This is a genomic window from Comamonadaceae bacterium M7527, assembly GCA_021044545.1.
GTDB lineage: Bacteria > Pseudomonadota > Gammaproteobacteria > Burkholderiales > Burkholderiaceae_C > RS62.
Genome location: CP087990.1, coordinates 1,481,726 through 1,506,086 on the forward strand (window position 1 = coordinate 1,481,726; position 24,361 = coordinate 1,506,086).

Below are 24,361 nucleotides of genomic sequence, written 5' to 3' on the forward strand. Positions count from 1 at the left end.
ATGCAGGCTATTGCGCATTAGTTTTCACCTAACAAGGTGGTCCGCTATGAAACGCACGCTTCCTCGCCTTTTAATGGCTCCCGCTGTCAGTACGCTCTTCTTGTGGATGATCGTGCCGCTGGTGATGACCATCTATTTCTCGCTCATACAGTTCAATTTTTTACAGCCGGAGTTGTCTGGCTACATTGGGTTTGAGAACTACGAATACTTCTTAACGGACCCTTCATTTGGCGCTGCTGTGATGAACACGCTGCTACTGCTCAGCAGCGTCATTGGCATTACCGTTGTCTTTGGCGTACTTGTTGCACTGCTCATCAACGAGCCACTCGCTGGCCGAGGCATAGTGCGCATACTGCTGATTTCGCCCTTTTTCATCATGCCCACAGTGAACGCTTTGCTGTGGAAGAACATGATGATGAACCCCATCTACGGCGTACTCGCGCAAGTGTGGATCTTCTTTGGAGCTACACCTGTTGACTGGCTCACAGAGCTGCCGTTGTTCTCTGTGATTGTCATGGTGTCATGGCAATGGCTGCCGTTTGCCACGCTGATCTTCATCACGTCACTGCAAAGCATGGACCGGGAACAGCTCGAAGCCTCCCGCATGGATGGTGCCAACTTCTTCCAGCAGTTTCGCTACCTGTACATCCCACACCTAGGCCGATCAGTGGCGGTGGTGGTGATGATTGAGCTCATCTTCTTACTCAGCGTCTTCGCCGAAATTTACACCACTACAGGTGGTGGCCCAGGTGACGCCAGTACCAACGTGGCTTACCTCATCTTTAAGCAAGCGCTGCTCAACTTTGACGCGGGCGTGGCCTCTGCCGGCGCGTTGTTTGCAGTGGTGTTGGCCAACATTGTGGGCATATTCATGATTCGCATGGTTGGTAAAAACCTAGACAAATAAAGCAAACAGGGACATCACATGGCACGCCAATCTACCTATACAGCCGCCTACGCTGTGCGCACCGTCGCCGCGTGGGGCGTAGCTCTTTTACTGTTCTTCCCGCTGGGCTGGCTGATACTCACATCGTTTAAAACCGAGTTGCAAGCCATTGCCGTACCACCTGAGCTGTTTTTTAGCCCCACGCTAGAGAGCTTTCATGAGGTCAATGAGCGAAGCGACTATTTGCAATACGCCAAAAACTCCGTGGTCACCAGCGTGATATCCACTGTTTTAGGCTTGGTGATTGCAGCACCAGCGGCTTACGCCATGGCCTTCTTCAAAGGTAAGCACGACAAAGACATTTTGATGTGGATGCTGTCCACCAAGATGATGCCCGCCGTGGGCGCTTTGGTACCCGTATACGTATTGGCCCAAAAAAGTGACCTGCTGGATAGCCCCATCGCACTGATCATTGTGTTTACCCTGTCCAACCTGCCCATCATGGTGTGGATGCTGTACTCGCAGTTCAAAGAAATACCGCGCGAAATTCTAGAAGCCGCGCGCATGGACGGCGCATCCCTTTGGCAAGAAGCACGCATGGTATTGATGCCATTGGCCATGGGTGGCTTGGCCTCTACCGGCTTGCTGTGCTTGGTGCTGTCTTGGAACGAGGCCTTTTGGAGCTTGAACCTCACGGCAGCCAACGGCGGCACATTGGCCACGCTGATTGCTGGCTACTCCAGCCCAGAGGGTTTGTTTTGGGCCAAGTTGTCTGCCGCTTCCTTTATGGCAATTGCGCCCATCGTCGTGTTTGGCTGGTTCAGCCAAAAGCAGTTGGTACAAGGGCTGACCTTTGGTGCGGTGAAGTAAACGCACAAGAAACCACTTACACATTCATACATTTAATTTCGGAATCACAGCATGGCTTACTTGCAACTACAGGGCATAGAGAAGTTTTTCGGCGAACACCGCGCCATCAAAGGCATTGACCTGGACATCAACCCCGGTGAGTTCATTGTGTTTGTGGGCCCATCGGGCTGCGGCAAGTCCACACTGCTACGCCTCATTGCGGGTCTAGAGCACATTGACGGCGGCATGCTAAGTCTTGAGGGCAAAGATATCACCCACTTGCCATCTAGCAAGCGCGACTTGGCTATGGTGTTTCAAAGCTACGCCTTGTACCCCCACATGAATGTGGCAGAGAACATGAGCTTTGCACTGAAGCTCGCGGGCGCGCCGCAGGCCGAGATTAACGACAAGGTCAAAAAGGCCGCCGATATTTTGGACCTCACCCAATACCTGGAACGTCAGCCCAAAGACTTGTCAGGTGGCCAGCGCCAACGTGTGGCTATTGGCCGTGCCATTGTGCGCGCGCCCAAGGTGTTTTTGTTTGATGAGCCGTTATCAAACCTGGACGCAGCGCTACGCGGCCAAACCCGCATTGAAATTGCCAAGCTCCACCGCGACCTGGGTGCCACCACCATTTACGTCACCCACGACCAAGTAGAAGCGATGACACTGGCCGACCGCGTAGTGGTACTACGCGATGGCCAGATTGAGCAAGTGGGCACACCACTTGAGCTATACGACAAGCCCGCCAACCAGTTCGTAGCGCAGTTTATTGGCACACCACAAATGAACGTGGTGCAGTGCGCCCAAGAGGCCAGCATTGCCAGCCACGCTGAGCAAGTGGGAGCATCCAACGGAGCCATCGGCATTCGTCCAGAGCATGTGGTGGTTGGTGACGCAGGCACGGGCATCGCAGTCAAGGTTGAGCTGATTGAAGCCTTGGGCGCTGAGACACTGATTTACGCGCGCACTGCCAGTGGTGTGCAGTGGGTTGCCCGACAAAACGACCGCAGCCAATACAGCGTAGGCCAAGACGCAAGCGTAACGCTAGACCTCACACGCGCCCATTGGTTTGACGCCAATGGACGCATCGTAGCCGCAGCTTAAGCGTTACACCCCTCGTCACGTTATTCAATACTTTCAATTAAAAGGCCACATCGAATGTCCGCACACGCTGCCCCCACCGCTACCACGCAGTGGATTTTGCATTTGGGCTTGGGCTCGTTTCACAGGGCACACCAAGCTGTGTACCTCAATGCGTTGCGCGCTTTGGGCGATGTATCCTGGGCGTTCGCAGGTGGGCATATTCGCCCTGACATGCCAGAAATCATTGCTGCGCTGCAAGCCCAAGGTGGCGCCTACACACTGGAGACTGTCTCACCCAAGGGTGAACACCACTTTGAGCGCATCACGGCCATACAAGACGTGATCAGTTACACGCCCGAATTGACGGGCCTACAAGCCAAAGCAGCCAATGCCAACACACGCATCATCTCGTTTACTGTCACTGAGGCAGGCTACTACCTTGATGCAGCAGACCAGCTAGACCTCAGCTTTACCGACTTGGCAAATGATGTTGCCAAAGTCAAAAGCGGCCAAGCTGGTCACACCATTTACGGTGCTCTGTGCACCTTGCTGCGTGCGCGCATGGCGAACAACGCCGGAGCTGTAACGCTGCTGAACTGCGACAACTTGCGACACAACGGAAATAAGGCTCGCAAGGGCCTGCATCAGTTTATTGAGTTGGTGGGCGATCACGATTTACTCACTTGGGTACAAGCCAACACCACTTGCCCCAATGCCATGGTGGACCGTATTACGCCCCGTCCCACGCCCGAAGTTGCTGCGCGCGTTAAGGCTTCAACCGGCATTGACGACCCAGCAAGCCTCATGGGCGAAAGCTTTACACAGTGGGTCATTGAAGACAACTTCATCAACGGACGCCCAGCGCTTGAGCGCGTTGGCGTCGAAATGACAGACAACGTAGCCCCCTTTGAAGAGGCCAAAATTAGGCTGCTCAACGCCACCCACAGCTGTATTGCGTGGGCGGGCACCTTGCTAGGCATGACCTACATACACGAAGGCAGCCTACATGCAGCCACACGCCAGTTGGCCTATGACTACGTGACACTAGACACCATTCCCGTGCTCACACCAAGCCCTATTGACTTAGAAACTTACCGTGATGTGGTGCTAGAGCGCTTTTGTAACGAGGCCATTGCAGACACCAATCAGCGCGTGGCCATGGACGGCTTTTCCAAAATCCCAGGCTTTATTGCACCCACCATTCGCCAGCGCCTCAATCGCGGCGAATCAATAGCAGCGGTAGCCATGTTGCCCGCCTTATTTTTGGCGTACCTGCAGCGCTGGCATGTGGGTGGCATTGCCTACGAGTACCAAGACCAAGCCATGGACCACGAGGCCGCACACGCCATGTGTGAAGCTGCTGACCCCGTCAAAGTGTTTGCAGCCAACACCGTGCTGTGGGCCGATCTTGCGGGTACACCCGCTCTTGAAAACGCATTACGTGCTGCGTACACCCGTGTGCAAGCATTTGTAGCGCAGCATGCGCCAGCTCACGCGTAACATCAAAACGCCTAACAACACCAGTTAACGACAACAACGATGACAACACCCACACTTGACAACAAACACGCGCTACTAACCGGCGCTGGCGGTGGCATCGGGCTAGCTGTCGCTCAAGCCTATCTGCAAGAAGGCGCCAAGTGCACGATTGTTGATTTGCCTGCGCAAGCAACGCCAGCATGCGTCGCACTGCAGCAAACCCATCCGGGTCAATTGCAGTATGTGGGTGCGGACATCACCCAATCAGCAGAAATTGCCAAGCTGATCACGCAGGCAACCGCGACTTTTGGCAACATAGACGTACTATTTAACAATGCAGCCATCTTTGACATGGCACCCCTTCTAGAGTCGGACGAAGCCATGTACGACAAGCTGTTTAGCGTCAACGTCAAGGGTGCGTTTTTTGTGATGCAGGCGGTACTAAAGCATATGGTGGCTGCGGGCACCAAGGGCTCCATTATCAATATGGCTTCACAAGCAGGCAGGCGCGGCGAGGCATTGGTATCGCACTACTGCGCCAGCAAAGCGGCGGTCATCAGCTACACCCAGTCCGCAGCGCTGGCCATGGCTCCCCACCATATTCGCGTGAATGCCATTGCCCCAGGCGTCATAGACACACCCATGTGGGCACACGTAGACAGCTTGTTTGCACGCTACGAACACCTGCCACTGGGTGAAAAAAAGAAACAGGTAGGCTTGGCCGTACCGCTGGGCTACATGGGCACGCCTAGCGACATTGCAGGGCCTGCAGTATTCTTGGCGAGTAACGCTGCCAACTACGTAACGGCGCAATGCCTGAACGTAGACGGTGGTAGCGTAATGAGTTAACCAAACCGCGCATCACAACACGTCATGCCTAACAAAATTCGTACTACACCCAGACAAATCAAGCCAGAACTTGAGCACGTCTTTTCACGCTCGCCCAAGCTGGGCTACGAGGCACCAGAAGACACCGGCATGGTGCGCTGCCTTTCGCACGGCTTTCCTACGCCATTGGCACGCTGGCATTTTCATGATGAATACGAGCTACACCTTATTACCGAGACATCTGGCAAAGCCTTTATAGGCGACTGGATAGGCCCATTTCAGCCCGGTCATTTGGTGTTGTGTGGACCACGTTTGCCACACAACTGGATCTCGCTCGATTTGCCACAGGATGGTGTCCAAACACGCGACTACGTCATACAGTTTGACCACGACCCTATCCTCAAAGCAGCTGAGCTGCTGCCCGAGTTGCTGGAAGTGCTGCCACTACTGGACCGAGCTAGGCACGGTATCGAGTTTTTTGGCATGGGCGACGTTGCACTGGCACACTGGAAGCGCGTGAAGGAAGCCAGGGGCGTTGGCCGTATGGCTGCGTTTTTTGAGTTTTTGTCTGACCTGGTGGCTTCTAGCGACTACCGGCTGCTGTCCAACGTTCAGCTGCAAGGCGCGGTGCACGATGAGGTCAATGTTGAGCTGATCAACAAGGTGGTTAACCGCATCACAGACAACCTGTCTGAGCCCTTATCCATGAGTGAAGCCGCCGAGCAAATGGGCATGGCTGAAAGCCGTTTTTCACGTTTTTTCCGCAAGGCCACTGGTAACAACTACACCGACTTCGTGAACCGCATCCGCATCAACCGCGCCTGCCAGTTACTGATGGAGTCTGACAAGTTGGTAACTGACATTTGCTACGAAGTGGGCTTTAACAACGTGGCCAACTTCAACCGCCGCTTTCTTGACTCTAAGGGCACCACACCCACCGACTTTAGACGGCAATCGGCCACACGCTTTGGCGTAATGCCGCACTAGCCTAAATAACACCACACCATGTATTTGGGTCTCGATTTAGGCACGTCTGAGCTCAAGGCGCTGTTACTCAACGAAAGTCACCGCGTGGTCGCCACTGCTGGTGTACCGCTGACGGTGCAAACATCGCAACCACTATGGTCTGAGCAAGATCCGAATGCTTGGTGGCAAGCCACACTGCAGGTTATGGCGCAGCTAAAAGCCCAACACCCAGAAGCCTTGGCACAAGTGAAGGGCATTGGCTTGTCTGGGCAGATGCACGGCGCTGTGCTGCTAAATGCTGCAGGCGATGTACTGCGCCCAGCCATGTTGTGGAACGATGGGCGCAGCCACGCACAGTGCGCGCAACTCACCCAGTCTTTACCCGACGTGGCAAACATCACAGGCAACCTTGCCATGCCCGGCTTTACCGCGCCAAAGCTTTTGTGGGTCGCTCAACACGAGCCAGACATATTTGCACAATGCACCACCGTGCTGCTGCCCAAAGATTGGCTGCGCTACAAACTGACTGGCTTATTCGTTAGCGACATGTCTGATGCCGCTGGCACCTTGTGGCTAGACGTTGGCAAACGTGATTGGTCAGACCAAGTATTGGCCATATGCCATTTAAGTCGCGCGCACATGCCGCAGCTGGTTGAGGGCAGTGCTGCTTCTGGCGTACTACTGCAAGCGCTGGCTGACAGCTGGGACATGGCTACGGCACCAGTGGTGGCAGGCGGCGCTGGTGATAATGCCGCCAGCGCTGTAGGCATGGGCCTGGTACAACCCAGCCAAGGTTTTGTATCTTTGGGCACCTCAGGCGTGGTGTTTGTCAGCGCAGCCAGTTACGTGCCCAACCCAACACAAGCGCTTCATGCTTTTTGCCACGCCATACCCAACACTTGGCATCAAATGAGCGTCATGCTCAGCGCTGCCAGTGCGCTGACTTGGGCCAAAGACGTACTGAACTTGCCAGATGAGGCGGCACTGTTAGCCTTGGCCGCCACGCTGAGTGAGCAACAACGCGAAACAGCGCCGTTGTTTTTACCCTACCTCAGCGGCGAGCGCTCACCGCACAACAACGCGCACGCCAGCGGCGTATGGTTCGGCATGACACGCGCACACACCAATGCGCACTTGGCTTACGCCGTGGCTGAGGGCGTGGGCTTTGGTCTGGCTGACGGCTTGCGCACCCTGCAACAACCCACCCCCACTGAGCTATCAGTGGTAGGGGGCGGCACACGATCTGCTTGGTGGCTGCAACTGCTGGCCAACATCATGCAAACCACACTCACCCTGCACAGCGGCGCACAAACGGGGGCGGCCTTGGGCGCAGCACGCTTGGGCTGGCTGGCTCACATTGGCGATACACCCGCCAACATTGCCATGGTGTGCACCACACCGCCAGTGGCGCAGACTTTTTCGCCCAATCGCGCTGCGCATGACCACTTGCAAACGCGTTTTGCCAGGTTTCAAACCTTGTACGCAGCGCTAAAGCCTTTGATGGTGGGTGGCGAGGCGGCTCACGGCCAAGGCTAAGTCTTCTTGGGGCGCGCCCAATTGGCAATGCTCAATTGCTTGCCCCGGGCCACACTCAAGGCAGCAGGCGCGGTGTCTTTGGTGATGGTGGAGCCTGCGCCTACGGTGCCGCCTGCGCCTATGGTGACGGGCGCGACCAACACGCAGTTGCTACCCACATGCACATCGGCCTCGATAACGGTTTTGTGCTTGTTGGCACCGTCGTAGTTGGCAGTAATGCTGCCCGCGCCATAGTTCACGCGCTCGCCCACCTGGGCATCGCCAAGATAGGCCAAGTGGTTGGCTTTGGCGCCGGCGGCCAGGCTTGAGTTTTTCACCTCGACAAAGTTGCCAATGTGCACGTCAGCACCCAGTTGTGCGCCTGGGCGCAAACGTGCGAATGGGCCTACCAATGCACCTGTGCCAACGCTCGCACCAGCTCGCTCGCCGTCAATGTGGGTAAAGGGATTTATGACAGCGTTGTCGGCAATGGCACAGTTGGCAATCACGCAGTTGGCGCCAATGCGCACATTGCTGCCAATGGTGACGTCGCCGTAAAACACGCAGTTCACGTCAATATCCACGTCTTGCCCCACCTTCAAGTGGCCACGTATATCAATGCGTGCAGGGTCTGCCAAACGCACACCCTCGCGCATCAGCGCATCGGCCTTGAGGCCCTGGTAGGTGCGCTCCAGCTCAGCGAGCTGCTGCGGGCTGTTCACGCCAGCCACTTGCCAAGCGTGGTCTATGCAGTGCGCGGCCACGCCCAAGTTGTCGGCAACGGCCATGGCCACCACGTCGGTGAGGTAGTACTCACCCTGGGCGTTGTTGTTGGTCAAGCGCCCCAATGCTGCCTTGAGCCACTTTGACGGCACCGCCATGATGCCGCTGTACACCTCGGTCACAGCGCGTTGCGCATCGGTGGCGTCTTTTTCTTCCACAATGGCTTGCACCTCACCATTGGCGTTGCGCAGCACACGCCCATAGCCCGTGGGGTTTGCCAAACGCACGCTCAGCAATGCCATGGTGTTGTGGTTGGCCAGCACTGTAAGCGCTTGCAAGGTGTGCGCCTGGGTGAGTGGCACATCGCCAGACAGCACCAGGGTCAGGCCATCGTCTGCCAATGCGGGTATAGCCTGTTGCACCGCATGACCTGTGCCCATCTGGGGCTGCTGCAGCACGCATTGGGTAGGCAGCGTTGCCGCCCTCGCCTGCACGGCGGCTTGCACCAGCTCGGCCTGATGGCCTGTTACCACCACGGCGCTGCGCGCCTGAAGACCTTGCGCGCAGTCCAGTACATGGTCCAGCAAAGCGCGTCCGGCCAGTAACTGCAATACTTTTGGTTTGGCACTGCGCATGCGCGTGCCTTTGCCTCCAGCCATCACCACCACGTCCAGGGGCAAGTGTTGTGGTGGTGTAACTGACGATGAACTTGATTGAGACGACATGAACTGGCTTTCAGGCTCTAAACAACGGCACACGCGCCGCAGCACAATTGGCATTATCGCGGCTCGCGCCAGCATGCTATTTGCCGCCCTGCTATTGGCAGGCTGCAGCGCCATAGGCCTGGCCTACCAACAACTGCCCAACCTGAGTTACTGGTGGCTGGACGACTACTTTGACTTCAACTCGGCGCAAAGCGCACAAGTGCGCAACGGACTGGACCGCGTGGCCCAGTGGCACCAGCAAACCCAGCCAGAGCTATACGCCCAACTGCTAGACCAAGCCAGTGCAATGGCCACCACAAACTTTACCGCACAGCAAGCCTGCCAGTGGTTGAGCGACGCCACCCAACGCGCCAACGACATAGCCGCTCAGGTAGCGCCCTTGGCTGTACCCATCATGGCCAGTCTTGAGCCCAGGCAGCTTGCCCACTACCAAGCCTACATAGACCAGCGCAACGCCCAATGGCGCGATGAGCAGCTGGATGGCACACCACAGGACCGCTTGAACTTCAGGCTTGAGCGCAGCGTCAAGCAGCTCAAGCGCTTTTACGGCAGCGTCACCTCAGAGCAAGAGGCCAATGTTGCACAGTTGCTGGCGGCCAGCGACTACCAACCCGAGCAAGGCTTTGAGCGCAGACTGGCCAACCAGGCCCGTGTCTACGCCTGGCTGCAAGACGTATCTGGCGCACAAGCCGACAGCCATGCCCAACACGCACAAGCGCTGCAAACACTGTGGGCCACCAGCATGCAATGGCCTGCCGCGCGACAACTGCGCTGGTGCCAGCAGTTGGTAGATATTCACAACATCATGACGCCTGCGCAACAACAAACGGCCAGAGACACACTGGCCGCCTATGCAAGAGACCTGCGAGACTTGAAATAGCAGGCTTTGACGTGGTCACAGCAAGCTGAAGTGACCACGCTTGCTAGCCCTGCAACGCATCCCACATCTCTTTGTCGCGCGCAGCGGTCCAAATGCGTGGGTGCTTAATGCCTTGGGCTTCGTCAAAGGCGCGGGTCACGTCAAAAGGCAAGCAGTGCTCATAAATAAACACATGGCCAAAAACAGGGTCCATGGCTTTGCGGGTGTGGGCCATGGCGGCTTTGAGGTCCATCTTTTGTGCGGCGGCTTCCTGGCCGCACTTGAACAAGGTTTGTACCCAGCGCTTGGTGTAGTCCAAGGCTTTGTTCACGTCGGCGTTGCCCTTCATGGCCTGGCCGCGTCCGGGCACCAGGGCTTTGGCGTTGAGTGCGCGCAAGGCCTCTAGCGTGGCCGGCCACTCCTCTAGCTGTGCGTCACCGGTGTAAACGCCCGCCTCATATTCCACCAAGTCACCGCTGTACAGCACGCCCTCTTCTTCTACCCAGGCAATGGTGTCACCTTTGGTGTGGCCTGGGCCTGGGTGCCACACTTTTACGCGCACACCGCCCAAGTCCAGCGTGATAGCACCGGGCACTTCGCCTGCCACGGGGTTGCCGCCGCCCACCACCAAAGTGGGCCACGTCAAGCCAGGCACAGAATCTGCACCTTGGAATAAACGCGGAAAGCGCTCCATCTCGCTTTGCATATCTTGCGCCCCACGCTCGCGGATCAGCTCTAGCGTGCCTTGGCTGGCAATCACTTCTGTTGCGCCCTCAGCCTTGTAGGCGCTTGCGCCCAATACACGCACAGCATGGTAGTGCGTGAGCAATACATACTTGATTGGCTTGTCGCTTACCGTGCGGATGTTGGCAATCAAGTCTTGCGCCATGGCCGGCGTGGCGGTGGTGTCGCACACCATGATGGCATCGTCGCCAATAATCACACCGCTGTTGGGGTCACCCTCGGCGGTATAGGCCCAGCAATGGGCAGACAACTGCTCAAAGGTGATGGTTTTGGCATCAAGGTCGGCCTGGCTGGCGAATGCTTTACTCATGGTTACTCCACTCAAAATTGGCTGGCGTCAACAAAGCACACAGTTTAACTAATCGAAACCAATTACGCATTGGTAAATTCAAGCAGACGTGTGTTTCGCCTCGCCCAAGCCGCCTTCAATCATGCGCACGACCTCTTCGGCAAAGTTGGCGTAGCTCAACGGGCCACCTGGACGCAGCCAGGTAAACGTCCAGTTGATCATGCCAAACAGCATCATGGTCAAGGCCGTCTCATTGGCTTTGGTCACACGCTTGGGGTAGGCCCGCTTTAAAAAGCGGGTGAACGCAGCCACAACATCGCGCTGGCGTTTGCGTATATGGTCAAACTGCGTGGGGCTTAAAAACTTGGTGTCGGCCAACAGCGAGGTATGGCGTGTGGCTGAGTTTTCGTATTCGGTCAAGAACACCCGAATCAACTCGTGCAAGGCCTCAGTCTCTGACAGGTTACGCCGCTGTGCGCGCGCCTCGGTCTCTCCTACCAAGGCCAACAGGTGTTGGGTGTAGCGGTCCAGCAAGTCAAACAATATCGCCTCTTTACCCTCGTAGTAGTGGTACAGGCGGGCCTTGCTGGTGCCACAGGCCAAGGCAATATCGTTCATGCTGGCACTGGGGTAGCTTTGCTCGGCAAAGCACTGCGCGGCTACGTCAAGAATAGCTTCGCGTTTGAGGTCATGAGATGCGGACTTTGGTCTGGCCATGGGCACATTATGGCGTTGTGCGGCACTCAACAGAATCAGCACCGCCCACGCGCTTGCGTTTACAAAGCAGCCAGGCTACGCGCTCTGAACGAACACCTTAGTCCCGGCTCATACCGGGCATGACGGTAGGCCACACCACGCCGTTGTCATTCAAAATGGCGTCTAACGGCAAGTCATGCGGCTCAGGCGTCAGCTCCGGCAAAAACGCATTGGTAAAGCCCAGCCCAACCGTAAAAGGCTTGGGCTGCAATTGCGCCAGCGTGCGGTCGTAAAAACCACCGCCGTAGCCCAAGCGGTAGCCGCCAGGCCCATAGCCTACGCAGGGCACAAACAACAGCGTAGGTGTCACCACCTCTGTGTCTTTGGGCTTGGGAATGCCATAGGCGTCCTCCTCCATGGGGCAGCCCGGGTGCCACGCCCTGAAGGTCAACGTTTTGTCTTCGCGGTTGATCACGGGCAAACCAATGCGTCGGCTCACAATGGCGTCCACCGCATCGGCCTCTCGCCCCGCCTCTTGCCAGCGAAACAAGGCTGGCAACACGTCAAATTCACCTTTGATGGGCCAATATGCCCCAATCACCGTATCAGTTCGCTCCACCAGCCACACGCGCAGCACACGCTGAAGCCACAATGAGCGCTCTTCGTGGTCTAGCATGTCTTGACGCGCTTGCACCAAATGCTTGCGCCACTGCGCTTTTTCTAAATTGGAAGTAAGCGTGACTTTTTTAGACGACCCATCTTGGTTTGTATTCATCATCAACTCATGTTTTTACGAAATGTCTTGTCATCAATGCGCACACCCAGGCGCTACTGGCTAGCCGCTGCTTGCGGCTTGCTGGGTGCGCCTCTTGCAACACTGGCCGCGCCGGCCAAAGCCGTCGACGGTGCAAACGTATTGATGGACATGCGCACTGCCTACTACCGCAACCAAAGTAGTGCACTGCAAGACATGTTACCCACAATTAAGGGCCACCCCCTGGAGCCACTGGCCGCCTACTGGACGCTCAAATCACGCCTGGAAGAAGCCACCCCAACAGAGGTAAGCGATTTTTACAAGGCGTGGCCAGACAGCTACTACGAAGACCGCCTGCGAAACGACTGGATGTTGCTGCTGGGCAAACGCCAGGAATGGGCCGCGCTCTTGGAAGCGCATCGCCACTTCCGCATGAACGATGACCGCGACATCTCTTGCTACGTCTGGCAAGCCCAGCTGGCTACAGGCCAGGCAGCTGCGTCAGGCGTAGCCCCAGCGCTCACGCCAAAGGCCCTGGTGTCCATGTGGCACCAACAAACAGGAAGCGACCAGGCTTGCCTAAGCGCGGTTGAACAGCTGCTGCGCTTGGGCCTGGTGTCGTCAGACGTCGCGTGGACGCGGGCACGAGACGCAGCCATGTGGGCAGACAAGGCTGCTTTTGTAGATGCTGTTGCACTGGTTGAGCCCAACGCCCGCTTGCAAGCCACACAGCTGTACAACGACCCCAAAGCGTTTTTAAGCGCACGCGCTGCACAGCCCAAGTCACTGAACGGCAACTGGCTAAGCGCCGCCTTGATACGCCTAACCATGCGCGACCTGGACCACTTGCGCGACGTGCTGCCGTTTTGGCTGCCCTACCTCAACGTGTACCAGCAAACATGGGTTAACGCCACTGTAGCCACGCGCGAAGCCATGCGCCTGGAGCCCACCGCCAACGCCACTTTTGCCAACACCCGCAACGACCTGCTCAGCGACAGGCAACTGGCCTGGAAAGTTCGCGCCGCTTTGCGTGCAGCAGACTGGCCACGCGTGCTGCAAACCATTCAGGCCATGCCACTGACATTGGCACAACAGCCTGTGTGGCTTTACTGGCAGGCCCGCGCACTGTCCAACACCAACGCGGCCCATGCAACGCATGCCAACGCCTTGTTGCAGCAAATCGCCTCACCAGATGACTTTTACGGCCAGCTGGCCATGCTGGCACTGGGGCAAACGGTCACAAGCAAACCGTCTGACATATCGCCAAGCCGCGCAGACTATCAATCGGTGGCCAACAACCCCAGCCTGCGCCGCGCGATTGTGGCTTTTGAGTTGGGCCTGCACACTGAAGCAGCGCGTGAGTGGAACTATGCCGTGGCCTTGCACGAGCCAGGCGGCATGCCAGACGGCCAATTACTGGCCAGCGCCGAGTGGGCCTGCAAACTATCCATATGGGACAGATGCATCAACACCGCAACACGCATGCACCACCGCGCAGCCTCACGCTTGCTGTACCCCATGCCGTTTCAAAAGGCTGTTGTCAAACAGTCCAACAGCAAAGGCCTGGACCCTGCCGTGGTGTTTGGCCTGGTGCGACAAGAAAGCCGCTTTGTAACAAACGCCCGCTCTGGCGTGGGTGCCAGTGGTCTCATGCAAATCATGCCCGCCACTGCCAAATGGACCGCTAAAAAAATTGGGCTCAAAGGCTTTAGCACACGCCAGCTCAACGACCAGGTGATCAACTTGACGCTTGGCACCAGTTACCTCAAGCTGTTGCTTGACGACTTTGAGGCCTCATTGCCCATGGCCGCAGCCGCCTACAACGCTGGCCCGCATCGCCCCAGACGCTGGCGCGGCACAGACCCCGACAGCCCCACGCTAGAGGCCGCGATCTGGATAGAAAACATTCCGTTTAGTGAAACGCGGGGTTATGTGCAACACGTACTGGCCAACACGGTCAACTACGCCGCGCGCATTACCAACAAGCCGCAAAGCATTGCCCAACACCTGCCAGCCATTGCCCCACCAAGCAGCGACGCACCAGCCAATGACGAATCCTTGCCTTAACGGGCAAGACCCAGCCACATAGCGCCACCAAAGACCACAGCCGCCCAACACCTTGGCACAAAGGGCTACAGTAGATCTTGTTTGGTTTGCTACTGAGGGTGTTATGAAGCGCGTTGTTGTACTGGGTGGAACTGGGTTTATTGGCCAAAGCTTGTGTGAGCAACTGGCCAGAGCTGGCATCAAGGCAACCGTGCCAACCCGCAGCCCTCAAGCCGGCAAGCGCCTGGCCCATTTGCCCACTGTCACAGTGGTGCAAACAGACGTACACCAACCCGACGCGCTTACCCAATTGCTGGCAGGTCACGATGCCGTGGTGAATTTGGTGGCCATTTTGCATGGCAGCCCAGCGCAGTTTGAACGCACACACGTGCAGCTGGCAGACACCCTGGCCAAGGCCTGTCTGGCCGCCAACGTGCTGCGCGTGGTACACGTCAGCGCCTTGGGTGCCAGTGCTGATGCGCCGTCCGAGTACCAGCGCTCAAAAGCCGCAGGCGAGGCAACGCTGCTGCAACACCCGCAACTGCACACCACCGTGCTGCGCCCAAGCGTGGTGTTTGGCGCACAAGACGCATTTTTAAACCTGTTTGCCGCATTGGTGCGACTCACGCCTGTGCTGCCGCTGGCAGGCGCCGACACCCGCTTTGCCCCAGTGTGGGTGGCAGATGTTGCCAGCGCCATTGTGCAGTCCTTGCGCACACCCCAAAGCGTGGGCCAGGTGGTTGACTGTGTGGGCCCAGACGTCTTCAAGCTGCGCGAACTGGTAAAACTGTGCGCGCGCTGGCAAAACCGGTGGGTGGGTGTGTTGGGCCTGCCGCAAGCACTGGGCATGGTGCAAGCCACCATGCTGGAGTTCGCACCCGGCCCAACCCTCATGAGCCGCGACAACGTGCGCTCTATGCAGGTAGACAACATCGCCAACGCCAACGCCCATACATGGCGCCTCGAGCGCCTAGGCATACAACCGGCCAGCTTGCTGGCGATTGGCCCAACCTACATACGCCCAAGCCGCCAAACACCACAAACACAAAAAAAGCCCCGCTAAGGCTGTAGTACATTGCTCAAACCTTCCTCGACTTTGAAGAGCCCTACCGCCTAAAGCCTTAAGGGCGACAACCAGCCAAATATGCAAGCCATTGAAGTGTATGTAGTAGGCGGCGCGGTACGCGACACCTTGTTGGGCGACGGCGCAGCCTGCGACCTTGACTGGGTGGTAGTCGGTGCCACGCCGCAGTACATGACCACGCTTGGCTTTGTACCTGTGGGCAGCGACTTTCCGGTGTTTTTGCATCCACAAACAGGGCAAGAGTTTGCCCTGGCCAGAACCGAGCGCAAAACCGCCAAGGGCTATCAGGGCTTTAGCTTTTACGCCGCACCTGATGTCACCCTTGCACAAGACTTGGCCAGACGAGACCTCACCGTCAACGCCATGGCCATGGCCGCACCCAGCAACCACCTGGGCGATGCGGGTGCTTGGCGTCACTGGCAACCTGCACCAGACACTGCATTGATTGACCCGTTTAATGGCTTGGCAGACTTGCGCGCTGGTGTGCTTCGCCACGTCAGCGAAGCCTTTGCTGAAGACCCCGTGCGCATTTTGCGCCTGGCCAGATTTGCCGCACGTTGGCCTGCGTTTACCGTGCACAGCCAGACCAACGCTTTAATGCGCAGCATGGTGGACGCTGGCGAAGTAAACGCGCTGGTGGCAGAGCGCGTGTGGCAAGAGCTGTCAAAAGGTCTGATGGCGAGCAAGCCCTCGCGCATGTTTGATGTATTGCGCGGCTGCGGCGCCCTGCAAACCCTGCTGCCTGAGCTAGACCGCTTGTGGGGCGTGCCCCAACGCGCCGACTTCCACCCGGAAATAGACACCGGTGTGCATGCCATGATGGTGATGGACATGAGCGCGCAGCTTGGCGCCGACCTTGCCACGCGCTTTGCCTGCCTGTGCCACGACTTGGGTAAAGGCACCACACCTGCCGATGTGTTGCCACGCCACACAGGCCACGAAATGCGCAGCGTGCACCTGCTCAACAGTGTGGCGCAACGCTTTAAGGTACCCAAAGCCTGCAAAGAGCTGGCCGACGTTGTAGCCAAAGAACACGGCCACATTCACCGCTGTAAAGATTTGTCTGGCCCGGCACTGATTCGCTTGCTTGAGCGCTGCGACGCGTTTCGCAGACCTGAGCGATTTGCATCCGTGTTACTGGCCTGCGAATGCGATGCCCGCGGACGCTTGGGCTTGTCTGAGCAACCCTACGCGCAAGCCGATTGGCTCAAACAACTGCACGCGGCAGCCAGCAGCATAGACACACAAGCCATCGCTCAACAAGCAGCCCAGGCACCTGAGTTTGCCAAGCACAAAGGTGAGTGGATTGCACAACAAATCACCGCGGCACGCGAGGCTGCCATCAAGCCATTGCTGCCGGCGCCTACTCCCCAATAAAAGCGCTGGGCACCAAACGGGCGGGTGTGCACGCCAATCACACCCTTGCCCGCCGGCTTACTTGCTGGCCAGTTGGGCCACCTGGGCCATGAGGGCTGCCATTTGCTGCTTGAGCTTGGCATTCTCTGCGTCTTGTGCCGCCATGCGCGCTTCTTGCATGCTGAGCTGATCCTGCAACGCCACCACTTGCTGGCCTTGGGCTGGTGTGCTTCGGTTAGAGCCGCCCCATGAGTAGCTGAAACCTACGCCCACTGTGGCCTTGCCATTGCTGCCAGTGGCCGCTGCCGCCTTGAAGGTGGTATTGGCACTGAGCCTGTGCTGAAAGCCAATGGCCAATGCGTTCTTGCCGCTGTAGGCTCCCAAGCCTGCCGTAAAGCCACTGTCCGCGCTTGCTGGCAATGCTGGCAATGCTGGCATGCTGGCCATGGCTGCCACATTGGCAATGCCTTGTGTGTTGCCGTCAATGCGCTTGCTGTTGTCGGCTATGCCTTGGCTTAGGCGCTGGTCTACGCTGTCCAGCTGGCCTTTGTTCAAGGCGTCGTAAGCATTCACGGCGTCGCCCACACCACTTAGGCGGGTGCCTGTGATGTATTTGTACTTTGTCACGCCGTTGACGGTTTCACGCATCACACCAATGGCATTGGCTGGCGCGCCTGTTGGCTTGTTGGTTGCTGTGAAGTAGGTCATGCCGTCCACCGCGTTGGTGGTGGATAGCGTGCCGTTGGTGGTGGCTGCCTTGCCGCCTAGGGCGATGTATGACGCATCGTTAAAACCGGTGGCTGGTACGGCTTCGGTACCTGCGTTGTCGGTGTAAATGGTGCTGCCAAAGTTCGCACCGCTGCGGGTGTTGACGCCTGTGATGTCTTAGTCATCAAGAATAAGTGCTGTGGTGGCTGTACCGCCGCGTATGGTGGTTTGGCTGCCTTGGGTGCCGTCGTTGTCGGCGTCGAATACCACTTTGCCGTCACCACGGGTTACGGCTATCTCAGACTTGGAAACGGTGATTTCCGATTTGTCGTCGACGGTATCGGTGGTGGCGTGCAGCGAGGCTTCGGCGGTGGCCCTTTGTCTGCTGTCGGCGCGCCTACTGGAGCGCCGGGCATCGAGGCTCTTTTGGATGGCCTCAATGTCTTGCGTTAGGGTGGTTTCTTTGCCGGTACGTTCACCAATGGTGTCAAGCGCCAAGTCGTTGATCTCGGTCTTGGTGTAAACGTCGGCGCTGTCGGCCTTGGTAGCCAATGCGTCGGTGTTGGCCTTCACGGTGGTACCTAAGGCTGTCACCGTGGAGCTATTGGCTTTGGTGCTTAGCAAAGCGTTAGTTTTGCTTGTGGTGTAAACGGTGGCCTCTGTTGTTCCAACTGTGTCTTTGAGTGTGGCGGTGTCGTTTGAGGCGCTGATGATTTCGTTGACCTGGGCTATTGTGGCGGCGTCGGCGGCCTCTACGCCTTTTGAGACGTTCACAATGCGGCGGGTTGCTGTAGTGTGGTTGGTGGTGTTGCCGCTGCCAACTGATACGACGTTGGTAGCGGTTGCAACGCTGTGTGCCCCCAAAGCCACAGAGCCTTTGCCTTTGGCCGCGCTGTACGCGCCTAATGCGACCGAGTTTAAACCTGTTGCCTGGCTACGCCAGCCCGTGGCAGTTGTGCGGTCTCGTGTCGCACTGCTGAGTTCGCCTGTTGCGGTTGCCCCGACGCCTGACGCGTCGCTGCTGGCGCCGATGGCGGTTGAGTAACCGCCTGTCGATTGGCTGTTGGCGCCGATTGCGGTTATCGAGCCAAAGTCTAAATTACCCGCGTTGGCGCCGAAGCCGTATGCCACAGCATTAGATCCTCTCGTGGTCTGTGCATACGCTGTGCTACCGTAGCTGAGTGCTGCCAGTAGTGCCGCTGGGGCGACCTGACTTAATTTACTGCGAGGTGCGAGGTCATGATTGCAGCCCAAAGGTAACTAAACAAGATCTGTTATTCTACTTTAAAACTACTTTTTTGTGCAATTTTTTTGCCAATTTGTAACGATTGAATACTTTCAATCTAAAAGTCGCACAAGCCTTGTTGGGTGAGACCTGAACCCTTGACTATCAGTGGCTGGTTGTCAGTTATTGGCGCGCGCCCACTTCACCAGGTCTGCACGGCTCATGGCGCCGCTCACCCGCGCCACCTCTTTGCCATCCTTGAACATGGCCAGGGTTGGAATGCTGCGTATGTTGAAGCGCGCGCCCACGTCCTGGTGGGCTTCGGTGTCAACTTTGGCCAGCAACATGTCGCCGGCCAAGTCGCCCGCTGCAGCTTCAAACTGCGGCGCCATGGCGCGACAAGGCCCGCACCACGGTGCCCAAAAATCAACCAGCACGGGCAGCGCGCTGCGGCTGATGTGTTTGTTCAGCGCCGCGCCGTCAAGTGCCACGGGCTTGGCGCTTTGCATGGGCTTTTGGCAGCGCCCGCAATTGGCGTTGGCCATATCGCTGCGCGCCAAACGGTTGGTGGTGTGGCAGTGTGGGCAAACAATGAGCGAGGTGTGCGTGGTCATGGCAGGTAAAAGTTTAAAACAACAAGCTACACGTAGCGCGCCAACAAACTGCACAAGCCACTGAGCACCAGGGTAGAGGCTATGGGCACTGGTATGACCCGCCGTCCAAAGCGCAGCCAAAGTCACCCGGCAGCCGGCCTACACCAAAGCGGCGCAACAACGGCATCAGGCCGTTGATCAGCACCAACGCCAAAAATACAACAATGAGCCATCTAAACATCAGCTGCTCACAAGGTGTGGGTTCGGTCAAACTGGGTAAAGCCCATGAGGCCGCCCGCATCATTCACGGCCTGGGTGTTGGCCGCAGCCACCAGCGCCAGCACTTTAAACAACTCGCCCATTTCGTGCTCGTGCACCAGTTTTAACGACTGGGCTTGCACCGCCGGTGTGACATGCGCCAGCTGCTCAACAAAACCGCAGTTGAGCAAAAAGCGTCCCTGGCTGGTGTAGCCCAATACGTCCAAGCCTGCGCCGCGCGCATCACCTTGCGCGGCCACGGCTGCGGCCGTGAAGTCCACGTGTACGGTGATGTCCTTGAGGCCCACGCCCACCAGGGGGTCTGGGTCACTGGTGTGTTGGTAGTGACACATCAGCGTGCCCATGTGGCGTTGCGGGTGGTAGTACTCGGCATGGGTGAAACCATAGTCCAGCAACAGGGCTGCACCGGTTTTTAAGCGCTCACCCAGGCTGCTCATCCATGCAGTCGCTTGCTGATGCCACTCCACCAGGTAGTCCAGGTGGGGTGGCACGTCAATGTCTGGGCGCAAGTCTGTGGGCCGGTCTTGCCACATGAGCTGCCACACTGGCGCGTCAGGGTTCAGGCTCACGCCGCGTTCCAGCCACTCACCCGCTTGTGTGTGCACCAGCAGCTTGGTTGGCATGGCATCCAGCACCTCGTTGCCCAACACCACGGCGTGCAACTCGTGTGGCCACTGCGTTGCCCACTGCAGGTCTACCTGACCCATAAACCGTTTTAGCCGCGCTTGCTGGCGTACCTTTAGCGGGGCTGACAACTCCACAATGACGTAGCGTTTCAAGGGTGCGCCATCGGCCAGCAAGGCCTCAATGAGTTGCTCTGCCAATGCGCCGGTGCCGCCGCCAAACTCCCACACCTCAGATACGCCGCACAACTGCATGGCCTGGGCCACTTGTTTGGCAACGGTAAGGCCAAACAAGGGGCTGAGCTCTGGCGCCGTTACAAAGTCTGAACCGTCAGCAGGCATCAGGCCTAGTTTGGTGCGCTCATTGGCGTAATAGCCCAGACCTGGCGCGTACAGCGCATCTGCCATAAAGGCGTCAAATGGCAACCAGCCAGCATGCGCCTCCAGGCGCTGGTTGATATACCCCTGCATGGCCTGTGGCGTGGCGGGTATTTCGGGGGAAGTCGGTACACTTGGGGTGTTCATGCGCGGTTTGTAGCTTGTCAACAGCCGACATTGTGCGCTACGCCCTGTAAGGGGCTGCTTTTACACATCCCATTTCCAAACATGCCATCCAACCCCGTCAAGCGCTTTGATGCCCAACTGCTGCCTCGCGTTGCCTTGGTTACGGGCGCGGGTACGCGCCTGGGGCGGGCCATTGCCCTTGCGTTGGCCCATGCCGGCTGGGACGTGGCGGTGCACTTTCGCAACTCTGAGCCACAGGCGCTGCAAACCGTAACCGACTGCCAGCAAGCCAGCCCCCATGGGCGCTTTAAAGCCTTTAGGGCAGACCTGGCCGACAGCCAGGCGTGCGCGCAACTGGCTGCTGATGTAAGCGCCCACTTCGGCGCTTGGGGCGCATTGGTCAACAGCGCGTCTGTGTTTGAGCACGACAGCGCCACCACCATCAACGCAGACAATGGCGCCCTTCATTGGCACACCAACACCATGGCGCCAGTCTTGCTCACGCAAGCTTTGTACGCCCACGCCACCAGCCGCCACGCGTGCGCGGTGGCGGTGAACATGCTGGATCAAAAGTTGTGGAACCTCAATCCAGACTTCTTCAGCTACACGCTGAGCAAGTCCGCACTAGAGACTGCCACCACCATGCTGGCCCAGGCTTTGGCGCCTGTCATGCGCGTGGTGGGCGTTGCACCTGGCCTCACGCTCACAAGCCATATGCTGTCTGACGAGCAGTTTCAAGCGCTGCACAAGTTGTCGCCGCTTGGCCAGTCCAGCACGCCCGAAGATGTGGTGGCCACTGTGCTGTTTGCCCTGGGCAATGCTTCTATAACCGGCACCACCTTGTTGGTTGACGGCGGCCAGCACTTGCAAGCGTTTGAGCGCGACTTCTCACTGATGACTTGATGCCACACACCTTATGACAACCACTACACAAACCACACATGCCGTGTCGGGCAACCAGATACTCACGCTGACGGGCCTGCGCTTTACCGCCAACCTGGGCATTTTGGAGCACGAAAAAACCTCGCCCCAGCCCATACAGGTAGACGCCGAGCTCAACCAGGGCAAGCAGCCTTTGCTGCCACAAGACGACGACATCAGCAATGTGCTGGACTACCGCAAGGTGCGCCAAATCATCATTGATGAGTGCACGGCTGAACACGTGAATTTGCTTGAAACCCTGATTGGGCGCCTCACGCACAGGCTGATGCAATTACCCGGCGTGCTGGGTGCGCGTGTGCGCATTGCCAAGCTGGAAATTTTTGACGACTGTGAAGTCGCTATCCGTATGCAAGGGGGCCAATGGTGAACACCACTGCCACAAACGAACAAGCCACTTTGTCTGATGCAGACAAAGCCCAGCAACGCGAAGACCACAAGCTGGAAAAGCGCCTGTGCCGCCAAATGGGCCAAGCCATTGTTGACTACAACATGATTGAGCACGGCGACCGTGTGATGGTGTGCATGTCTGGCGGCAAAGACAGCTACGCCATGCTGGACATTTTGCTAAAGCTCAAACAGCGCGCGCCCATCAGCTTTGACATTGTGGCCGTCAACCTTGACCAAAAGCAGCCGGGCTTTCCTGAGCATGTGCTGCCCGAGTACCTGGCCAGGCAAGGCGTTGAGTTTCACATTGAAAACCAAGACACCTACAGCGTGGTGACCAGCAAAATTGCGCCTGGCAAAACCATGTGCAGCTTGTGCAGCCGTTTGCGCCGTGGCATTTTGTACCGGGTGGCAGGCGAATTGAAGTGCAACAAGGTGGCACTGGGCCACCACCGCAACGACATTTTGCAAACGCTGCTGCTCAATATGTTCTTTGGCTCACGCCTCAAGGGCATGCCCGCCAAGCTCATCAGCGACAGTGGCCAGCACACCGTGATTCGCCCGCTGGCCTACGTGGCCGAAGACGACTTGGAGCGTTGGGCACAGATTCGACAATTCCCCATCATCCCGTGCACGCTGTGCGGCAGCCAGGACAATTTGCAGCGCGTGCAGGTGGGCAACATGCTCAAAGACTGGGAAAAGCGTTTTCCTGGCCGCGTGGAAAACATGTTTACCGCGCTGCAAAACGTGGTGCCCAGCCACTTGATGGATACGACGCTATACCCATTCAAGGACATCAAGGCTACAGGCGTGCCAGATGAAAACGGCGATAAGGCCTTTGACGCCGAGCCGCTGCCGCCCATGGCCGATCTGCCGCCTTTGCCCAAAGGCAGCGGCGACGCCGCCAAACAGTGGAAGTCACTGGCCAACATCAAGGTGGTGTAGGCATGACCAAGCGCTGGCTTCAACTGTTATCGGCGCTGCTGCTGGCAAGTGCCATGACCGCCTGCGGCATGCCGCGTTTGGTAGACACAGAGGTCAGCACGTTTAACGCCGCAGCCACTGAGGCACAACTGCGCAGCGCCAAGCTTTACTGGCTGGAGCGCCTGCCATCGCAAACATCAGAAAAAGACCAGCGCATGGCAGCCATGGCCAGGACGGCCTTGCAAGGTGCAGGCTTGCAAGAGGCGCCCTCGCGCATGTCGGCCGAGCTGTTGGTCACACTCACCACCAACCAGGCCAAGCAAGACCACGCCCCGTTTGAAGCCCCGCCCGTGCGCACCGGCTTTTGGTTTGGTACGGCAGGCTCTGGCATTACGTTCAGGTTTGGAGAACCCGCCACCAGCAGCTGGTACCAACGCAGCTTGCATTGGGTGTTTAGAAACCGCGCAGGCGATGTGTTGCAGGAAATCAAGGGCGTGCACGACGCGCGCTGGTCTGACGACGACACGGTGTGGCAAGCCATGCTCAACGCTTCGCTGACAGACTTCCCCAACGGCACTGACGCACCCCGCGTGATTAAAACCGACATACCCAGATAAGCAGCCGCCATGCAAGCCACCCGCATTATTGCCGTGCGCCACGGCGAGACCGACTGGAACGCCGCCACACGCATACAGGGACACACAGACATTGCGCTCAACGCCACAGGCCAGGCGCAAGCCCGCCAACTGGGCTTGGCCTTGGCCCATGACGACATTGACGCGGTGTACGCCAGCGACTTATCGCGCGCAGCCCATACCGCTGAGGCCATTGCCACGCATCACAACCTGCCTGTGCAGTTGCACCAGGGCTTGCGCGAACGCCACTTTGGTCACTTTGAAGGTCTCACCTGGGCCGAGATTGAAGCCAAGCACCCAATAGACGCCAAACGCTGGCGCGACCGCGAACCGGGCTTTGCACCTGCAGGCGGTGAGAGCCTGGATGTATTGAAAGATCGGGTGCAGCAAACACTCAACGACATTGCCGCCAAACACATGGGCCAGCATATTGTGTTGGCCGCACACGGTGGCATCATGGACCAGCTGTACCGCTTGGCCACCAACCTGGACTTGCACACCAAACGCAGCTGGCACTTGGGCAATTGCGCCGTCAACCGCTTGCTGTGGACGCCTGGCTCCATGAGCCTGGTTATTTGGGGCGACACCAGTCATCTGCCCTCAGCCGCGTGACCGTGGCCATCTGACCGCAGCCGCAGCGCCCACCACGGTGTACATCA

General features: G+C 57.8%; 24 protein-coding genes and 1 pseudogene. 16 read left to right on the forward strand and 9 right to left on the reverse strand.

Annotated features, from left to right (window positions below):
• Nucleotides 1–46 precede the first annotated feature (46 nt).
• From LN050_07250 to xylB, 7 genes are read left to right on the forward strand one after another with little or no spacing between them, the layout of a single operon-like run.
• The gene (locus tag LN050_07250; protein UFS55622.1) at nt 47–907 is read left to right on the forward strand and encodes a sugar ABC transporter permease; all 861 of its coding nucleotides are present in this window, start codon (nt 47–49) and stop codon (nt 905–907) included.
• Nucleotides 908–925: 18 nt separating this feature from the next.
• Nucleotides 926–1,756, forward strand: coding sequence for a carbohydrate ABC transporter permease (locus tag LN050_07255; GenBank protein ID UFS55623.1), 831 nt, complete (start codon nt 926–928; stop codon nt 1,754–1,756).
• A gap of 51 nt (nt 1,757–1,807) precedes the next feature.
• Nucleotides 1,808–2,842, forward strand: coding sequence for an ABC transporter ATP-binding protein (locus LN050_07260; protein ID UFS55624.1), 1,035 nt, complete (start codon nt 1,808–1,810; stop codon nt 2,840–2,842).
• A gap of 54 nt (nt 2,843–2,896) precedes the next feature.
• Nucleotides 2,897–4,321 carry a mannitol dehydrogenase family protein gene (locus LN050_07265; protein UFS55625.1) on the forward strand — a complete coding sequence of 475 codons (1,425 nt, stop codon included), beginning with the start codon at nt 2,897–2,899 and terminating at the stop codon, nt 4,319–4,321.
• Between the two features lie 39 nt (nt 4,322–4,360).
• Complete coding sequence (locus LN050_07270; GenBank protein UFS55626.1) at nt 4,361–5,149, forward strand: L-iditol 2-dehydrogenase; 789 nt, start codon at nt 4,361–4,363, stop codon at nt 5,147–5,149.
• Nucleotides 5,150–5,173: 24 nt separating this feature from the next.
• Entirely contained in the window at nt 5,174–6,115 is a 942-nt protein-coding gene (locus LN050_07275) for an AraC family transcriptional regulator (GenBank protein UFS55627.1), read from the forward strand.
• 18 nt (nt 6,116–6,133) lie between these two features.
• Nucleotides 6,134–7,630 (forward strand): xylulokinase, encoded by a 1,497-nt coding sequence (gene xylB, locus LN050_07280; protein UFS55628.1) that lies wholly within the window; start codon nt 6,134–6,136, stop codon nt 7,628–7,630.
• Here xylB and glmU read toward each other — a convergent pair.
• Entirely contained in the window at nt 7,627–9,057 is a 1,431-nt protein-coding gene (gene glmU, locus LN050_07285) for a bifunctional UDP-N-acetylglucosamine diphosphorylase/glucosamine-1-phosphate N-acetyltransferase GlmU (protein UFS55629.1), read from the reverse strand. The genes xylB and glmU overlap by 4 nt on opposite strands.
• 73 nt (nt 9,058–9,130) lie before the next feature.
• On the opposite strand from glmU, the gene LN050_07290 reads away from it, so the two are divergent.
• Entirely contained in the window at nt 9,131–9,937 is an 807-nt protein-coding gene (locus LN050_07290) for a DUF6279 family lipoprotein (GenBank protein ID UFS55630.1), read from the forward strand.
• A gap of 43 nt (nt 9,938–9,980) precedes the next feature.
• Here LN050_07290 and LN050_07295 read toward each other — a convergent pair whose 3' ends face one another.
• From LN050_07295 to LN050_07305, 3 genes are all read right to left on the reverse strand, one after another.
• Nucleotides 9,981–10,970, reverse strand: coding sequence for an MBL fold metallo-hydrolase (locus LN050_07295; protein UFS55631.1), 990 nt, complete (start codon nt 10,968–10,970; stop codon nt 9,981–9,983).
• Between the two features lie 78 nt (nt 10,971–11,048).
• Nucleotides 11,049–11,666 carry a TetR/AcrR family transcriptional regulator gene (locus LN050_07300; GenBank protein UFS55632.1) on the reverse strand — a complete coding sequence of 206 codons (618 nt, stop codon included), beginning with the start codon at nt 11,664–11,666 and terminating at the stop codon, nt 11,049–11,051.
• 97 nt (nt 11,667–11,763) lie between these two features.
• Complete coding sequence (locus LN050_07305) at nt 11,764–12,420, reverse strand: 5-formyltetrahydrofolate cyclo-ligase (protein UFS55633.1); 657 nt, start codon at nt 12,418–12,420, stop codon at nt 11,764–11,766.
• A 9-nt stretch (nt 12,421–12,429) separates the two neighbouring features.
• Here LN050_07305 and LN050_07310 point away from each other — a divergent pair, with 9 nt between their 5' ends.
• The 3 genes from LN050_07310 to LN050_07320 all read left to right on the forward strand — a co-directional run bounded on the left by LN050_07310 (nt 12,430) and on the right by LN050_07320 (nt 16,906).
• Nucleotides 12,430–14,466, forward strand: a complete 2,037-nt coding sequence (locus LN050_07310) for a lytic transglycosylase domain-containing protein (GenBank protein UFS55634.1) — start codon at nt 12,430–12,432, stop codon at nt 14,464–14,466.
• Between the two features lie 103 nt (nt 14,467–14,569).
• Entirely contained in the window at nt 14,570–15,508 is a 939-nt protein-coding gene (locus LN050_07315; protein UFS55635.1) for a complex I NDUFA9 subunit family protein, read from the forward strand.
• A gap of 90 nt (nt 15,509–15,598) precedes the next feature.
• Complete coding sequence (locus LN050_07320) at nt 15,599–16,906, forward strand: multifunctional CCA addition/repair protein (GenBank protein UFS57357.1); 1,308 nt, start codon at nt 15,599–15,601, stop codon at nt 16,904–16,906.
• 57 nt (nt 16,907–16,963) lie between these two features.
• On the opposite strand, the gene LN050_07325 is transcribed toward LN050_07320, so the two are convergent.
• The 5 genes and pseudogenes from LN050_07325 to LN050_07345 form a co-directional block, all read right to left on the reverse strand.
• The gene (locus LN050_07325) at nt 16,964–17,593 is read right to left on the reverse strand and encodes a YadA C-terminal domain-containing protein (protein ID UFS55636.1); all 630 of its coding nucleotides are present in this window, start codon (nt 17,591–17,593) and stop codon (nt 16,964–16,966) included.
• Between the two features lie 177 nt (nt 17,594–17,770).
• The gene (locus tag LN050_07330; protein UFS55637.1) at nt 17,771–18,724 is read right to left on the reverse strand and encodes a hypothetical protein; all 954 of its coding nucleotides are present in this window, start codon (nt 18,722–18,724) and stop codon (nt 17,771–17,773) included.
• Between the two features lie 273 nt (nt 18,725–18,997).
• Nucleotides 18,998–19,432 (reverse strand): thioredoxin TrxC, encoded by a 435-nt coding sequence (gene trxC, locus LN050_07335; protein ID UFS55638.1) that lies wholly within the window; start codon nt 19,430–19,432, stop codon nt 18,998–19,000.
• A gap of 26 nt (nt 19,433–19,458) precedes the next feature.
• Nucleotides 19,459–19,652 (reverse strand): annotated as a pseudogene (locus tag LN050_07340) (DUF2905 domain-containing protein).
• A gap of 7 nt (nt 19,653–19,659) precedes the next feature.
• Nucleotides 19,660–20,838, reverse strand: coding sequence for an SAM-dependent methyltransferase (locus tag LN050_07345; protein ID UFS55639.1), 1,179 nt, complete (start codon nt 20,836–20,838; stop codon nt 19,660–19,662).
• Nucleotides 20,839–20,919: 81 nt separating this feature from the next.
• On the opposite strand from LN050_07345, the gene LN050_07350 reads away from it, so the two are divergent.
• The 5 genes from LN050_07350 to LN050_07370 are packed head-to-tail and all read left to right on the forward strand — an operon-like array spanning nt 20,920 to nt 24,314.
• Entirely contained in the window at nt 20,920–21,720 is an 801-nt protein-coding gene (locus LN050_07350) for an SDR family oxidoreductase (protein UFS55640.1), read from the forward strand.
• Between the two features lie 13 nt (nt 21,721–21,733).
• Entirely contained in the window at nt 21,734–22,126 is a 393-nt protein-coding gene (locus LN050_07355; protein UFS55641.1) for a dihydroneopterin aldolase, read from the forward strand.
• Entirely contained in the window at nt 22,120–23,088 is a 969-nt protein-coding gene (gene ttcA / locus LN050_07360; protein ID UFS55642.1) for a tRNA 2-thiocytidine(32) synthetase TtcA, read from the forward strand. Before LN050_07355 ends, ttcA begins: the two co-directional genes overlap by 7 nt.
• A 2-nt stretch (nt 23,089–23,090) precedes the next feature.
• Nucleotides 23,091–23,684 (forward strand): hypothetical protein, encoded by a 594-nt coding sequence (locus tag LN050_07365; protein ID UFS55643.1) that lies wholly within the window; start codon nt 23,091–23,093, stop codon nt 23,682–23,684.
• 9 nt (nt 23,685–23,693) lie between these two features.
• Entirely contained in the window at nt 23,694–24,314 is a 621-nt protein-coding gene (locus tag LN050_07370; GenBank protein ID UFS55644.1) for a histidine phosphatase family protein, read from the forward strand.
• Nucleotides 24,315–24,361 lie beyond the last annotated feature (47 nt).